Raw genomic sequence first — 14,408 nt, 5'->3', positions numbered from 1 at the left:
TCAGGCCACGTAGCTGCGCGGGGTCTCGGCCTCAGCCGTCGCCCCGGTGGCCACGAGCCGGGTCGCGGCGGCCAGTCGGACGGCGGCCTCCTCGGCGACCGGCCCCGCGACGGTGAACGGCAGCCGCACGTACCCCTCGAAGGCCCCGTCGACGCCGAAGCGGGGCCCGGAGGGGACGCGCACGCCGAGCCGCTCCCCCGCCTCGGCGATGCGCGAGCCGGAGAGGCCGCCGGTGCGGGTCCACAGCGTGAGGCCGCCGTGCGGGACGGCGAACTCCCAGTCGGGCAGGTGGCGCCGGACCGCGGCCACGAGCGCGTCGCGGTTCTCGCGGGCCTGCGCGCGGCGCAGGTCGGCGGACTCGTCCCAGCCCTCGGTGGTGAGCAGCCAGGTGACCGCGAGCTGTTCGAGTACGGGCGTGCCGAGGTCGGCGTAGGCGCGGGCAGCCACCAGGCTGCGGATGACATCGGGGGCGGCGCGGACCCAGCCGATGCGCAGCCCGGCCCAGAACGACTTGCTGACCGAGCCGACGGTGATGACGGCGCTGCCCGCCGGATCGAAGGCGCAGACGGGGCGGGGCCGTTCGATGCCGGGGTCCAGACAGAGCTCCGACATGGTCTCGTCGGCCACCAGGACCGTACCGGCGGACCGGGCGGCCTCGACGAGCCGGCGGCGCTGCTCCTCGGGGGCGAGCGCCCCGGTGGGGTTGTGGAAGTCGGCGACGACGTAGGCCATTCGGGGGGCGGCGTCGCGCAGGACCTGGCGCCAGGCGGGGAGGTCCCAGCCGGCGAGGGCGTCGGCCATCGCGACGGGCACGAGGCGGGCGCCGGTCTCGCGCATGAGCTGCAGGACGTTGGCGTACGAGGGCGACTCGACGGCGACGCGCTCGCCGTGGCCCGCGATGAGGCGGCAGATGGCGGCGACGGCGCCCATGGCGCCGGTGGTGACCATGATCTGCTCGGGCATGGTCGGTATGCCGCGGGCGGTGTAGCGGTCGGCGATGGCCTCGCGCAGCACGGGGAGCCCGGCCGGGAAGTCGCCGTGGGTGTGGGCGTAGGGCGGCAGCTCTTCGAGGGCGCCCTGGAAGGCGCGGGTGAGCCAGGGTTCGGGGGCGGGCAGGGCCGCGCAGCCGAGGTCGATGACGGAGGCGGCGGTCTCCGGCGGCAGCGGGTCGAGGCCGCGGGTCGGCAGCGGCTTCCCGGCGGGCACGGAGGTCCAGCTCCCCGCGCCGCGGCGGGATTCGAGGAACCCCTCGCCGCGCAGCGCCTCGTAGGCGGCGGCGACGGTGGTGCGGCTGACGGCGAGGGCGGCGGCGAGTTCGCGCTCGGCGGGGAGGCGGGCGGCGACGGGCACCCGCCCTTCGAGGACGAGCAGCCGGACGCCGTCGGCCAGTGAGCGGTAGGCGGGTACGCGCCGGCCGCCCGGCGTCGTGGCGGCGCGTGCGTGCTGCGATCCGAGGAGGCGGGCGAGCTGCGGGGAGCCCACCGCCGATGTCCACTGCCCCATCAGTTGCGATCCACCTTCCGAGGATTGGCCATGGATCTTGCGATCTCCCAGGCCACAGGGTGTCACGAAGCAGGCCACTTCCACCACTGTCCAGCGCCGACCGGTGCTGTCAGCACTGCCAGCCCGCCCTGTCAGCACTGTCAACCCTGTCAGCACTGTCGGCACCGCCCGGCCCGCGTCCGTCGCCCACCGCCATCGAGGAGCCTCCGTTGCCCACCGCGTTCACCGCATCCGAGACGACCGCCGGACCGAGCGAGGGAAGGAGAAAGGGCAGCGGCGGGAGGCGGGTGCCGAGTCGGCTCGTGCGGCTGTACGTCGGGCTGGCGCTGTACGGGGCGAGCTCGGGGCTTCAGCTCCGCGCCGGGCTCGGTCTGGCGCCGTGGGACGTGCTCAACCAGGGCATAGCGCGGCATACCGGCATCTCGATCGGGACGGCGTCGATCACCGTCGGCGCGCTGGTGCTGCTGCTGTGGGTGCCGCTGCGGCAGCGCCCCGGCCTCGGGACGGTCTCGAACGTCCTGCTGGTGGGCCTGACGATGGACGCGACCTTGAGCCTGATGCCGTCGCCGCACACGCTGTGGGCGCGGATCCCGCTGCTGGTGTTCGCCATCGCGCTGTGCGGCGCGGCCACCGGGCTCTACCTCTCGGCGCGGTTCGGCGCCGGTCCGCGCGACGGTCTGATGACCGGGCTGCACCTGCGCACGGGCCGCTCCATCCGCCTGGTGCGGACGGCCATCGAGGTGGCCGTGCTGGTCACGGGGTTCGCGCTGGGCGGCTCGGCCGGGGCGGGCACGGTGGTGTACGCGCTGGCGATCGGCCCGCTGGCGCAGTTCTTCCTGCGCCGCTTCGGGGGCTCCGGGGCGCCGGCCGGACCGTCCACGGTGGTCGCGCGCGGCGGGGGCGCGTAGCGAGGAGGAGCCTTTGATTCCGGACCTGATTTACGGCTGGGGCCGCGGGGCCGGTAGTGTACGCCTTTGGCCCACCGGGCGGACCGTTACTGCGCGCTGAAACGGTGCAAACACAGGGTGACATCTGCTGCCAGATGTGACAAACCGGGCGCAGGTGGGTACAACAAGGGGCGGCACGACGGGCGACGCATGTCCCGAAACGGGAATCTTCACCGCCGACCGGACGTTGACCGGATGACGACGACAGCGACACCTGTCCTGTGGGCGACAAGCCCGGGAGGCACGATTCATGAGTGAGCGAGCTCTCCGCGGTACGCGACTCGTGGTTACCAGCTACGAGACCGACCGCGGCATCGATCTGGCCCCGCGCCAGGCGGTGGAGTACGCATGCCCGAACGGACATCGATTTGAGATGCCGTTCTCGGTAGAGGCGGAAATTCCGCCGGAGTGGGAGTGCAAGGCGTGCGGCGCCATGGCGCTCCTGGTGGACGGCGAAGGGCCGGAAGAGAAGAAGGGCAAGCCCGCGCGTACGCACTGGGACATGCTCATGGAGCGGCGCACCCGCGAAGAGCTGGAGGAGGTGCTGGCCGAGAGGCTGGCCGTGCTCCGCTCGGGTGCCATGAACATTGCGGTGCATCCGCGGGACAACCGCAAGTCCGCCTGAGGGCGGCATACCGATTGATCAAGAGGGCCGGGCCCACCGCGCTGAGCGGTGGGCCCGGCCCTCTTGTGCGCGCGTACGGGGCCTCTGCCACGTACAGGGCCGCTGTGCGCCCATACGGGGCCGCGGTTCGTATCGCGTACGGGCCGCGGCCCTCCTGGGCGTACGGGCGCCCGGGAGAGCCGGGCTCCCAGGGCTCGCTTCAGTGCGGGAGCTGCGGGCCGTCGTGGCGCGGCGCGGGCGGCTCGTCGTCCCGGATCACCTCTCCGGGGACGACCTTGCCGTCCGGGCGGTGCATACGGGCCTGCTCGAAGGCGTCACCCAGGGAACCCGGCGCGTAGCCGGCCCGGCGCGTCAGCCGCCGTTCGAAGGTCTTGCGCAGCAGCGCCCGCGTCGGCGGGAAGAGGCACAGCAGGCCGGCGGCGTCGGAGAGCAGCCCGGGGATCATGATCAGCAGGCCGCCGAGCATCATCAGCCCATTGCCGGAGCTCTCCCGCCCGGCGGGGGCCGTCGCGGGGTTCTCGGCCGCCTGGACCGTACGGGCCAGCCGCTCCCAGGCGCGCCGCCCCGCCCGCTTGATCACCACGGAGCCCAGCAGCACGCCCGCGGCCAGCAGCGCCAGCACGGTGAGCCCGCCCGCGGCCTCGCCGACCAGGATCAGCAGCCAGATCTCCAGCACCGCCCAGGCGGCGACGGCCAGCGGGACGAGCTTGCGGGCCCGTGAGCGCTGGGGCGGGCGGGCGGCTGTCGGCGGCGGCGATCCGAAGGTCATGCCTCAAGTGTGCCTGCACCCGTGCGCTGCCGCGTCGCCGGTGGCGCGCCGCCCGCGCACGGTCCGCGCGGAAGCGGCCGGAACGGGTACGAATCCGTCCCGGCCGCCGCTCCCAGCGCTTCCGGCACTCACAGACGCCCTCACAGCGCTCACAGGGTGCGCAGCGCGGGCAGCAGGGAGCGTTCGGCCCAGTCGAGGAAGCCGGGCTGGGTCTCCCCGCCGATCTGGACCAGGGCGATCTCGGTGAAGCCCGCGTCCGCGTACGGGCGTACGGCCTCGACGAAGTCGTCGAGGCGGTCGCCGCACGGGATCGTCTCCGCGACGTCCTCGGGCCGTACGAACTGGGTGGCCCCGGCGAAGGCCTCGGGGCCGGGCAGCTCGGAGTTGACCTTCCAGCCGCCGGCGAACCAGCGGAACTGGTCGTGGGCGCGGCGCAGGGCGGCGTCCCGGTCGGGGTCGTAGGAGATGGGCAACTGCCCGACCCGGGGCTTGCCCGCTCCCCCGTGTCGGTCGAAAGCCTCCAGCAGCTCGGCCTTGGGCTCGGTGCCGATGACGAGGTCCGCGAGGCGGCCGGCGAGCGCGCAGGAGTCCTCCCCGGAGACGGCGACGCCGATCGGCGGTGCCTGTTCGGGCAGGTCCCAGAGCTTGGCGGACTCCACGTCGTAATGCGCGCCGTGGTGGTTGAGGGTCTGCCCCTCGAACAGGGCGCGGATGATCCCGATCGCCTCGGCGAGCTTCTCGTGCCGCTCGCCGGCGCCGGGCCAGCCGCCGCCCACGACGTGCTCGTTGAGGTTCTCGCCGGCGCCGAGGCCGAGCCGGAAGCGGCCCTCGGAGAGCAACTGCACGGTGGCGGCCTTCTGGGCGACGATCGCGGGGTGGTAGCGGGTGGTGGGGCAGGTGACGTACGACATGAGCGGGATGCGGGAGGTGGCCTGGGCCGCGGCGCCCAGGACGGACCAGGCGTACGGGGAGTGCCCCTGGGAGGCGAGCCACGGGGAGTAGTGGTCGGAGGTGACGGAGAAGTCGAATCCGGCCTGCTCGGCCCGGACCACATGGTTCACGAGGTCTCGGGGCCCCGCCTGCTCGGTCATCATTGTGTAGCCGATTTGCACCATATTGTGCGGGTTCCCGAGTCGCATTGCCCAAAACATCACGCGCCGCCGAACCGGTTACCCGGCGCGACGGCGCGTGAACAGGCGGAATGGTGCGTGAACAGGAGGAACGGCGTGTCGAGGCGTCAGCCGTTCCGGCGGCCGAGCACCTTGTTGACCCGCGAGCCGACGCCCCAGGTCGTGACCCGCCACAGCGCCTCGGCCAGGATGTCCTTGGACATCTTGCTGTCGCCCAGCTCGCGCTCGACGAAGGTGATGGGGACCTCCACGACATGGAACCCGGCCTTGACCGCGCGCCAGGCCAGGTCGACCTGGAAGCAGTAGCCCTGGGAGGCCACTTGGTCCATGCCCAGCCCTTCCAGCGTCTCCCTGCGGAAGGCCCGGTAGCCGCCCGTGACATCGCGCATGGGGACGTCGAGCAGCAGCCGGGAGTAGGTGGAGCCGCCGCGGGAGAGGTACTCGCGGTGCTTGGGCCAGTTCACGACGCGCCCGCCGGGCACCCAGCGGGAACCGAGGACGAGGTCGGCGCTCTTGAGCGCGGTCAGCAGCCGGGGCAGTTCCTCGGGCTGGTGGGAGCCGTCGGCGTCCATCTCCACGAGGACGCCGTAGTCGTTGTCGAGACCCCAGCGGAAGCCGGCGAGGTAGGCCGCGCCGAGCCCTTCCTTGCCCTTGCGGTGCATGACCTTGACGTGGTCGTCCTCGGCGGCGAGCTCATCGGCGAGCTTCCCGGTGCCGTCGGGGCTGTTGTCGTCGGCGACGAGGATGTGCGCCTCGGGGACGGCGGACCGCACCCGGGCGACGATGGGCTTGATGTTCTCCGCCTCGTTGAAGGTCGGGATGATCACCAAAGTCCTGCCGAGCGGACCGTACTTCCGCTGAGCGCCGTCGTTCACTGCTGTCCCTTCTTGTCCGAACGTCCCCAGCGGCCGAGCATGATCGCGACCGCGCAGGACAGGAGGCCCACCATAGCGATCACCCACTCGGGCGCCGCACCGACGCGGTCGGCGACGGTGGTCCCGTCACGCAATGGGATGCGGGCGTTCAGGACCTCTTGGGTGAATTCCGCGCTGCGCCGCTCCACCGTGCCGTCGGGCGCGACGACCGCGCTGATGCCGCTGGTGGCCGCGGTGACGACGGCGCGGCCGTGTTCGACGGCGCGCAGCTTGGACATCGCGAGCTGCTGCTCGGGCTGGCCGGTGCGGCCGTAGGTGGCGTTGTTGGTCTGGACGACCAGGGCCCGCGCCCCCGCCCGCACCGTGTCGTGGACGATCTCGTCGTAGGCGACCTCGAAGCAGATGACGTCGCCGAGGCGGGCCGGGCCGACCTGGAGGACGCCGGTGTGGTCGCCCGGGTAGAAGTCGCGGGGTACCCGCTGGAACCGGGTGATCAGCTTGCTCAGTTCGGCGCGGAAGGGCACGTACTCGCCGAAGGGCACGGGGTGCTGCTTCGTATAGGAGGCGCCGGGGCCCTTCTCGGGGTCCCAGACGATGCCCTCGTTGTAGACGTACCCCTTCTTGGAGGGGTGGTCGACGAGGGCGCCGACGAGGATCGGCACGCCGACGGCCTGCACGGCCTCCTGGATGCGGTCGTACGCCTCGGGGTACTTGAACGGGTCGAGGTCGGAGGAGTTCTCCGGCCAGATCACCAGGTCGGGCTTCTTCACCCGGCCCGCCTTCACGTCCTTCGCCAGCTTGAGGGTGGCGTCCACGTGGTTGTTGAGGATCATCATCGGGCGGCCGAGGAAGTCCATGCCCGCCTGCTGGACGTTGCCCTGGACGATGGCGATGTCCGCCGTGTCGTCGGCCTTGGTCGGCACGGGCACGGCGTACGCGCCGACCGTGACCGCGGCGGCCAGCGCGAGCGCCTCGACGGCCGGCAGCGCGGCCCGTACGGTCCGGGGCCCCGTCGCCCGCAGCCGCCACGCGGCGGCGACGGCATCGGCCAGCAGGGCGCCCGCGAGGGCGACCGCGAAGGTCACCAAGGGGGCGCCGCCGAGGGCCGCGAAGGGCGTGAAGGACGAGCCGGTGTTGGCGAAGGCGAGCCGCCCCCAGGGGAAGCCGCCGAACGGGACGCGGTCGCGGGCCCACTCCTGGGCGACCCACAGGCAGGCGGTCCACAGCGGCCAGCCGCGCAGCCGGGAGACGCGGGCGAGGCCCGCGCCGAGCAGGGCGACGAAGAGCGCCTCGGCGACCGACAGTCCGACGACGGCGTCGTAGCCGACCACGCGCAGCCAGCGCAGCAGGAAGAAGAAGAACGGCAGGCCGAAGGCGAAGCCGGTCCACGCGCCCTGGCGGGCGGTACGGCCCCGGGTGAGCAGGCTCAGGGCGGCGACGGCGACGAGCGACAGCGGCCACAGATCGTACGGCGGGAACGCCGCGGTCAGGGCGAGGCCGCCGAGGACGGCGAGCCCGGTGCGCGGCGCCTCCCGGCGCACGAGCAGCGCGAAGCGCCGGGCGCGGCCGGGGCGGGCGGCGGGCTTCTCTTCGGTGTCGGCGGGCACGGGCTCCTCCCCGGCGTCGTCCGGCGCCGGGTCGTCCGCCTGTGGCGTGGCTGCCGGACCGCCGGGGGCGGATGCGGCGGTGGTGTCGGAACCCGAGGGCACGTGACGGCCTTCCTTGCAGGTCGTGCGGTGGTGAGCAGACGGTATACCGACGAGATTGCGGTGCGGCCCCAGGGTGGGTAAAGGAAGGTGCGCCAAGAAGGGCGCGGGAGGGCCGGCGGGCGCGGGAACGGAGATGTTCCGGGCGGCCTCGCGGGCCGGGAGGGGCGGCGGCGCGCGGCCCCGCGGAGGGGGACTGCGGATGGGGGCCCAGAGTCCTTCGGGCCGACCTGGGGCCCGCTGGCTGCGGGTCGACCGAAAGCCGTTGTCTACTGAACGCCCGGGCCCCACCCGGGTCCCACCTGCCGGCCTGGAGAAACCTTCCCTCGCCCCCGTGCGCTGGACCTGGCTCCCAGTGGCGGTGTGCCTTCGCGGCTCACCGCCCCCTGGCCCAGCGGCGTTCGATGACTAGGCGGAGGATTCCCGACCGGGCGTCCTGTGGTGGACTCCGCCGAACCTACCCGCCGTCGCCCGCACCCTGTCAACACTCACATGACCTGCGTCGTTGTCTCAAATCAGCAGGTCAGTACGGAGAGCGCGGGCAGGGGGCGACAGGCCGACGGCACGTCGTTCGGCGGTACGGGGCGACCGTACATCACTCGTTCGGCCGCTCGTGGACGGTCCGGCCGCCGACCACCGTGCGGACGCAGACCGGCAGTTGGCGGCCGGGGGTCAGATCGGGCAGGCCCGGAGTGCCGGAGCGGGGGTCGGTGGACCAGTCGGCGACCCGGCTGTCCGGCACCTGCACGACGAGGTCGCCGGTCTCCCAGACCGCGTAGTCCGCCGGGGCTCCGGGGACGAGCACCCCGGCGTCGTCGCGGCCCACCGCGCGCCAGCCGCCGCGCGTATGGGCGGTGAAGGCGGCGCGTACGGAGACGCGGTGCTCGGGAGTGCGGTGGAAGGCGGCGGCCCGCACCGTGCCCCAGGGGTCCAGGGGGGTGACCGGGCTGTCGGACCCGAGCGCGAGCGGCACGCCGGCGCGCAGCAGGGCGGCGTACGGATTGAGCGTACGGGCCCGCTCCCTGCCCAGTCGCTGCGCGTACATGCCGTCCTCGCCGCCCCAGGCCGCGTCGAAGGCGGGCTGTACGGAGGCGGTGAGGCCCAGTTCGGCGAAGGCGGCGATGGTCTCGGGGGTGAGCATCTCGGCGTGCTCGACGCGGTGCCGGGCGGCGCGGATACGGGCGAGGCCGACCCGGTCTGCGGCGGCGCGCACCCCCTCCACGACGGCGGCGACGGCGGCGTCCCCGATGGCGTGGAAGCCGGCCTGGAGGCCCGCCTCGGTGCAGGCGGCGACGTGGGCCGCGATGGCCGCCGCGTCGTGGTGCGCGACGCCGGTGTGGGTGGCGTCGGCGTAGGGCTCGTGCAGGCAGGCGGTGTGTGAGCCGAGGGAGCCGTCGACGAAGAGGTCGCCGGCCGCGCCGATCGCGCCGAGCTCGCGGATGCGGTCGGCTTCCTTTGCTTCTGTGATGGCTTCGGCCCAGTAGCCGAAGACGCGGGGGCCCGGCTCCTCGGCGGCGAGGGCCAGCAGGCCGGTCAGGTCCTCGGGGCTGGAGATGTCGGGTCCGGCGCACTCGTGGAGCGAGCCGATGCCCTGGGCGGCGGCGTGGGCGCGGGCGGCGCGCTGGGCGGCCGTGCGCTGGGCCGGGGTGACGCTCTCGTGCGCGGCGGCGCGCACGGCGTGGTGCGCGTCCCCGGTCAGCGGCGCGTCGGCGGCGTACCCGGAGCGCCCGGTGACGCCGGGCACCAGGTCGAGGAGGGCGCTGGTGACGACGGCGGAGTGGACGTCGACGCGGGTGAGATAGAGCGGTCGGCCGCCCGTCGCCGCGTCGAGTTCGGCCCGGGAGGGCGGGCGCGCCTCGGGCCAGCGGGTGGCGTCCCAGCCGTGGCCGAGGAGGACGCGGTCCGCCGGGTGCGCGGCCGCGTGGGCCCGTACCCGGTCGAGCGCGTCGGTGAGGGTACGGGCGTCCGAGAGGTCGAGGCCGGTGAGCGTGAGCCCGGTGGCGGTCGTATGCACGTGTGCGTCCGTGAACGCCGCCGTGACGAGCGCTCCGTTGAGGTCGACGGTCTCGTCGACGCCGTCGGCGAAGGAGTCCGCCGCGCCCTCGGAGCCGACCCAGGCGACGCTGCCGCGCTCGACGACCATGGCGGTCGCGAAGGGGTCGGCGGGGCTGTGGACGGTGCCGCCGCGGAGCAGAACGGTGCGGCTCGGGGCCTCGGCGGGGGTGGGTTCGGTCACTGGTTCTTCGCCTCGTGGTGTCGTTCGGGCCGGGCCGCGCTCGGTGCTGCCGTCCACCTCGCGGTGGGGCTCGCGCGCGGGCGTGCGCGCCGTGCGGAGCGGCGTACGGACCCGTCCAGTCTCGTCCCTGGGGGCACGGTTCCCGCACCGGGGTCGCGCTCCCACGGGAACGCGGGACGCCCGCCGGTCAGATGCGGGGCGGCCGGGCCTCGTAGGGGGTGGACAGGACGACGGTGGTGCGGGTGGAGGTGCCGGCGAGCGAGCGGATGCGGGTGAGGAGGTGTTCGAGTTCGAGGGGGGTGGCGACGCGCACCTTGAGGATGTAGTTCTCGTCGCCCGCGACGCTGTGGCACGCCTCGATCTCGGGGATGTCGGCGAGCCGGTCGGCGATGTCGTCGGGCGCGCTCGGGTCGAAGGGTTTGACCGAGATGAACGCGGTGAGGGGGAGCCCCACGGCCTCGGGGTCGACGACGGCCGCGTAGCCGCGGATGACGCCGCGCTGTTCGAGGCGGCGCACGCGCTGGTGCACCGCCGAGGTGGACAGGCCGGTGGCCTTGCCCAGGTCGGTGTAGCTCATCCGCCCGTCCTTGACGAGCAGCTCCACGATTTGTCTGTCCAGCTCCTCCACAGCGGATCACCTTATGGGGTCGGGGGCGATCGGGCACAGTCGGCGGCGGCGCAACTGCGCGCGGCATGTGACGAACGCCACATCCCTTCACCCGTGTCCGTCGGCGCGCTGCGATTATCCGCGCGGTCGCCAGGGAAATCCTTGCTGTGGTCGAGGCCACGTCGCCTGACCGGCCCATCTGAGGGGGAGATCCCACTATGCCCAGCCCTGAACGCCTCGATGAGGGCGACACCGGCAACACCGCCGACAGCGCTGACGACACCTACGAGACCTACGAGATGTTCCGGGTGATCTGCCCGGACTGCGCGGCGCCGATCGCGCTGCTGGCGGACGAGGACGTGCTGCCCGAGCACGCGCTCTGCCCCTCCCCATGGAATCCGTTCGGGCTCACGGTCTGCCCGGGCGCGGGGCGCGGCGTCGCGGACGCCTCCCCGGCCGACGACGCCCCGGGAGCCCAAGAGCGCGATGCCACGCTGCTGTTGACGCTCCCGGAGAGCCTGGACTGGCGGCGGCAGCCGTTCTCGCACATCGGCGGCCCCGCCTCCCGTCCGCTCCGGGTCCCCCGGATGCGGCGCCGGCTCTGAGCCACCGCCCCGGGGACCGCGGAGCCCCTGTCGGCACCCGGCGGCCCGTTCCTGCCCGTCCCCGAGCGTTCCTGACCACTTTTCGACCCCTCGCCTCGCAGCCGTACGATTCTTCTGCGACGCACGAGGCGTACGAGCCGCACGAGGCGTCCGGTCCTTCCCCGTACGTACCCGGGAGCCTCCTGTGACGTCACCACCACTGCACTGCCTGCGCTGCGGCGTTCTCGTAACGGGCTTCACCGGCTGTCCCGAGTGCGCCGCCGAGGGGCTCGGGGTCAACGCGGCCCCGCCCCTCGCCGATCTGTCCGGGCTGTCCCTGGAGCGCTACCCGGGCGGGCCGTGGGGCTGGCCCGGGGCACTGCCCGTCTCGGCCGGCCCGGTGACGCTCGGCGAGGGCGGCACGCCCAACGTCCGTATCCCGCTCGCGGACGCGGGCGCCGGCGAGCTGTGGGTGAAGACCGAGGGGGCCAACCCCACCGGGTCGCACAAGGACCGCGCGATGAGCGTCGGGGTCGCCGCCGCGCTGGACGCCGGGGCGGACACCGTCGTGGCCGCCTCGTCCGGCAACGCGGGCACGGCCGCCGCCGCGTACGCCGCGCGGGCCGGGCTGCGGTGCGTGGTCCTCACCGCCCGCGGGGTGCCCGATCCGCTGCGCGCCCAGATCGACGCGCTCGGCGCGGCGCGGGTCGAGCGCGACGACCACGTGGCGCGCAACGCCGCCATGCGCGAGGGCGTCGAACGGCTCGGCTGGTATCCGCTGACGACGTTCGCCCAGCCGCCGGCCGGCGGCAACGCCTATGCCAACGAGGGCTACAAGAGCGTCGCGTACGAGATCGCGCGGGACTTCGGCGAGCGGATCGGCGCGGTCGTGGTGCCCACCTGCCGCGCCGACCTGCTCGCGGGCATCGGCCGGGGCTTCCGTGAACTGCGGGCCGCCGGACTGGTGTCGCGCACGCCCCGGCTGGTCGCGGCCGAACCCGCGACGGGGGCGCCCTACACCGCTGCCCTGGCCCGTACGGGCCGGTCGGCGCAGGAACACACGACGGTGGAGCGGGGCCCCTCCCCCGCCTTCTCGCTCGGCGAGTCGCGGCCCGTATGGCAGGGGCTGGACGCGCTGTGGCGCTCGGCGGGCCACGCGGTCGCCGTCCCCACCGAGGAGTTCATGGCGGAGCACCGGGCGCTGGGCGCGCAGGGGCTGTTCGTCGAGCCCTCCTCGGCGGTGGGCGTGGCGGCCGGGCGGCGCTGGGCGTACGAGCACGGGGAGCCGGTGGTGGTGATCGGCACGGCCACGGGCCTCAAGGACATCGCCAGCGTCCCCGCGGGCAAGGCCGAGGAGCGGGTCCCGGAAGTGACCCGGCTGACGGCCTGACGGGGGCCCGGCGCCGCCGGGCCCCGAACCGCGAGCCGGTCAGGCACCCTGCCGGGCGAGTTCCCGTGTCACGAAGCGCACGCGTTCCTCGACGCTCGCGCGGGGCAGGGGTACCAATTCGTAGCCGTACGCGGTATAGGCCGCCGCCATCGCGTCGTGCGTGCGGCGCGCGGTCTCGTAGGACTGTCTGCGCTCGGCGTCCTGGGTGTAGATATCCGGCCACGGCGGGGCGATGAACACCCGGCGGCGGTACCGGAAGCGCTGGGCGGCGGCGTGCAGGTGGGGCGGCACGGGGAGCCCTTCGAGCCGCAGGTAGCCGACGATGTCGGGGATGCCGCGGTCGAAGAAGACATGGGCCTGTTCGGCGGCGCTCCGGCGGTGGCCGCACAGGTCGCGGTCGAGCATCAGCTCGGCGAAGAGGCGCCGGTCGTGCCAGGGCAGCGCCCGGCCGCCGATGGCCACTTGGTCCTGGATGATGGAGCGGCCGGCCTCGTGCGTCCGCGCGTGGCCCGCCTGCTCCAGGCGGTCGATCAGGGTGCTCTTGCCGGAGCCGGGGCCTCCGGTGACGACGATGAACCGTTCCGTGTCCGGCTGGACGGCTGGGGACGGCCGCACCGCGGTCGGGCCGGCTGATCCGGTCGGGCCGGCTGATCCGGTCGAGCCGGCGGGGTCGGCTGATCCTGCCGGGCCCGCCGATCCGAGTGATGCCGGTGATCCGGGTGATGCCGGTGATCCCGGCGTTTCCATTGCTGGCATACGGGGCTGCTTTCCGCCCCGTCGCCGGGGCTGTTCAGCGTGATTCGGGGCCCACGAGATGGCGGGCGACGACCATGCGCTGGATCTGGTTGGTGCCTTCGACGATCTGCAGGACCTTGGCCTCGCGCATGTAGCGCTCCGTGGGGAAGTCGACGGTGTAGCCGTAGCCCCCGAGGAGTTGGACGGCGTCCGTGGTCACGCGCATCGCGGTGTCGGTGCAGAAGAGCTTCGCCATGGCGGCTTGCTTGGAGAAGGCCAGCCCGGCGTCGCGCAGCCGGGCGGCGGTGAGGTACAGGGCGCGACCGGCCTCGATCTGGGTGGCCATGTCGACGAGCATGAAGCGCAGGCCCTGGAAGTCGGCGATGGGACGTCCGAATTGCCGACGGCCGCCAGTGTACGCGAGGGCCTCGTCGAGGGCGGCCTGGGCGACTCCGATGGCGCAGGCGGCGATGCCGAGGCGGCCGGAGTCGAGGGCGGAGAGGGCGATGGCGAAGCCCTGGCCCTCCTCCCCGATCCGGCGGTCGTCGCCGACCCGCACGCCGTCGAAGTGGACGCCGGCGGTGGGCGATCCCTTCATGCCCATCTTGCGCTCGGGCGGCGCGGCCGTGAGGCCCTCGGCGTCGCCGGGCACGAGGAAGGCGGAGATGCCGCGCGGGCCCTCACCGCCGGTGCGGGCCAGGACGGTGTAGAAGTCGGCGACACCGCCGTGGGTGATCCACGCCTTGCTGCCGTCGATGGTCCAGGTGTCGCCGTCGCGGGCGGCGCGGGTGCGCAGGGAGGCGGCGTCGGAGCCGGCCGCGGGCTCGGAGAGGCAGTACGCGCCGAGCAGGCCGCCGCCGAGCATCGCGGGCAGGTGCGCGGCCTGTTGCTCCTTGGTGCCGAAGCCGGCGAGCGCGTGGCAGGCGAGGCTGTGGACGCTGACGCCGAGGCCGACGGTGAGCCGGGCGGCGGCGAGTTCTTCGAGGATCTGGAGGTAGACCTCGTAGGGCTGGCCCCCGCCGCCGAACTCCTCGGCGTACGGGAGCGCGAGCAGTCCGGACCGGGAGAGCAGGGCGAACACGTCGCGCGGGAAGTGCCCGGCGTCCTCCTCCTCGGCGGCCTTGGGCTGGATCTCCCGCTGGGCCATCTCGCGGACGAGCGCGAGCAGGTCGCGGGCCTCCTCGGTGGGCAGTTGACGCTCCACCGGCTGCGGGCCGGGGTGGGACATGGCGGTGCTCTCCTCCCTGTCGGGCGCGACGGCAGCGGGCGCGCGGGGTGTGGCGGTGCTGCCGGTTGGTGCT

Annotated in this window: 13 protein-coding genes; 4 read left to right on the top strand and 9 right to left on the bottom strand. The window is 73.8% G+C overall.

Annotation, left to right across the window (positions count from 1 at the left end; genetic code table 11):
- Positions 1–1,503, bottom strand: coding sequence for an SCO1417 family PLP biosynthesis transcription factor (locus IF55_RS17595; protein WP_030882628.1), 1,503 nt, complete (start codon positions 1,501–1,503; stop codon positions 1–3).
- A gap of 209 nt (positions 1,504–1,712) precedes the next feature.
- Here IF55_RS17595 and yczE point away from each other — a divergent pair, with 209 nt between their 5' ends.
- Positions 1,713–2,411, top strand: a complete 699-nt coding sequence (yczE, locus tag IF55_RS17590; protein WP_398245272.1) for a membrane protein YczE — start codon at positions 1,713–1,715, stop codon at positions 2,409–2,411.
- Between the two features lie 289 nt (positions 2,412–2,700).
- Entirely contained in the window at positions 2,701–3,075 is a 375-nt protein-coding gene (locus IF55_RS17585; protein ID WP_030882619.1) for an RNA polymerase-binding protein RbpA, read from the top strand.
- A 199-nt stretch (positions 3,076–3,274) separates the two neighbouring features.
- On the opposite strand, the gene fxsA is transcribed toward IF55_RS17585, so the two are convergent.
- The 6 genes from fxsA to IF55_RS17555 form a co-directional block, all read right to left on the bottom strand.
- On the bottom strand, positions 3,275–3,844 hold the full coding sequence (fxsA, locus tag IF55_RS17580) for an FxsA family membrane protein (RefSeq protein WP_030882616.1): 570 nt from the start codon (positions 3,842–3,844) through the stop codon (positions 3,275–3,277).
- 149 nt (positions 3,845–3,993) lie between these two features.
- Positions 3,994–4,959 (bottom strand): LLM class F420-dependent oxidoreductase, encoded by a 966-nt coding sequence (locus IF55_RS17575; protein WP_030882614.1) that lies wholly within the window; start codon positions 4,957–4,959, stop codon positions 3,994–3,996.
- Positions 4,960–5,081: 122 nt separating this feature from the next.
- Complete coding sequence (locus tag IF55_RS17570) at positions 5,082–5,849, bottom strand: polyprenol monophosphomannose synthase (protein WP_030882611.1); 768 nt, start codon at positions 5,847–5,849, stop codon at positions 5,082–5,084.
- Positions 5,846–7,558, bottom strand: coding sequence for an apolipoprotein N-acyltransferase (gene lnt, locus IF55_RS17565; RefSeq protein WP_030882609.1), 1,713 nt, complete (start codon positions 7,556–7,558; stop codon positions 5,846–5,848). The genes IF55_RS17570 and lnt overlap by 4 nt, the downstream gene beginning before the upstream one ends.
- Positions 7,559–8,150: 592 nt before the next feature.
- The gene (locus IF55_RS17560; protein WP_030882606.1) at positions 8,151–9,791 is read right to left on the bottom strand and encodes an amidohydrolase; all 1,641 of its coding nucleotides are present in this window, start codon (positions 9,789–9,791) and stop codon (positions 8,151–8,153) included.
- A 187-nt stretch (positions 9,792–9,978) separates the two neighbouring features.
- Positions 9,979–10,419 (bottom strand): Lrp/AsnC family transcriptional regulator, encoded by a 441-nt coding sequence (locus tag IF55_RS17555; RefSeq protein WP_030882603.1) that lies wholly within the window; start codon positions 10,417–10,419, stop codon positions 9,979–9,981.
- Positions 10,420–10,616: 197 nt separating this feature from the next.
- Between IF55_RS17555 and IF55_RS17550 the strand changes: the two genes are divergently transcribed.
- Positions 10,617–11,003: a hypothetical protein gene (locus IF55_RS17550; protein WP_030882600.1), complete on the top strand. Its 387-nt coding sequence runs from the start codon at positions 10,617–10,619 to the stop codon at positions 11,001–11,003.
- A gap of 184 nt (positions 11,004–11,187) precedes the next feature.
- Positions 11,188–12,372, top strand: coding sequence for a threonine synthase (locus tag IF55_RS17545; RefSeq protein WP_048832117.1), 1,185 nt, complete (start codon positions 11,188–11,190; stop codon positions 12,370–12,372).
- A 39-nt stretch (positions 12,373–12,411) separates the two neighbouring features.
- Here IF55_RS17545 and IF55_RS17540 read toward each other — a convergent pair whose 3' ends face one another.
- Both IF55_RS17540 and IF55_RS17535 read right to left on the bottom strand, forming a co-directional pair.
- Positions 12,412–12,987 carry an AAA family ATPase gene (locus IF55_RS17540; protein ID WP_030882596.1) on the bottom strand — a complete coding sequence of 192 codons (576 nt, stop codon included), beginning with the start codon at positions 12,985–12,987 and terminating at the stop codon, positions 12,412–12,414.
- 175 nt (positions 12,988–13,162) lie between these two features.
- Positions 13,163–14,335 carry an acyl-CoA dehydrogenase family protein gene (locus IF55_RS17535; RefSeq protein WP_030882593.1) on the bottom strand — a complete coding sequence of 391 codons (1,173 nt, stop codon included), beginning with the start codon at positions 14,333–14,335 and terminating at the stop codon, positions 13,163–13,165.
- Positions 14,336–14,408: the final 73 nt, after the last annotated feature.

The sequence above is a fragment of the Streptomyces varsoviensis genome, from assembly GCF_000718635.1.
GTDB lineage: Bacteria > Actinomycetota > Actinomycetes > Streptomycetales > Streptomycetaceae > Streptomyces > Streptomyces varsoviensis.
The sequence above is the reverse complement of the archived record's forward strand: the minus strand, read 5'-3'. Positions and strand labels throughout refer to the sequence as shown.

Excerpts from the sequence above, each read along its gene's own strand:
- IF55_RS17595 (WP_030882628.1), bottom strand. The coding sequence starts at position 1,503 with ATGGGGCAGTGGACATCGGCGGTGGGCTCCCCGCAGCTCGCCCGCCTC.
- IF55_RS17585 (WP_030882619.1), top strand. The coding sequence starts at position 2,701 with ATGAGTGAGCGAGCTCTCCGCGGTACGCGACTCGTGGTTACCAGCTAC.
- fxsA (WP_030882616.1), bottom strand. The coding sequence starts at position 3,844 with ATGACCTTCGGATCGCCGCCGCCGACAGCCGCCCGCCCGCCCCAGCGC.
- IF55_RS17575 (WP_030882614.1), bottom strand. The coding sequence starts at position 4,959 with ATGGTGCAAATCGGCTACACAATGATGACCGAGCAGGCGGGGCCCCGA.
- IF55_RS17550 (WP_030882600.1), top strand. The coding sequence starts at position 10,617 with ATGCCCAGCCCTGAACGCCTCGATGAGGGCGACACCGGCAACACCGCC.
- IF55_RS17535 (WP_030882593.1), bottom strand. The coding sequence starts at position 14,335 with ATGTCCCACCCCGGCCCGCAGCCGGTGGAGCGTCAACTGCCCACCGAG.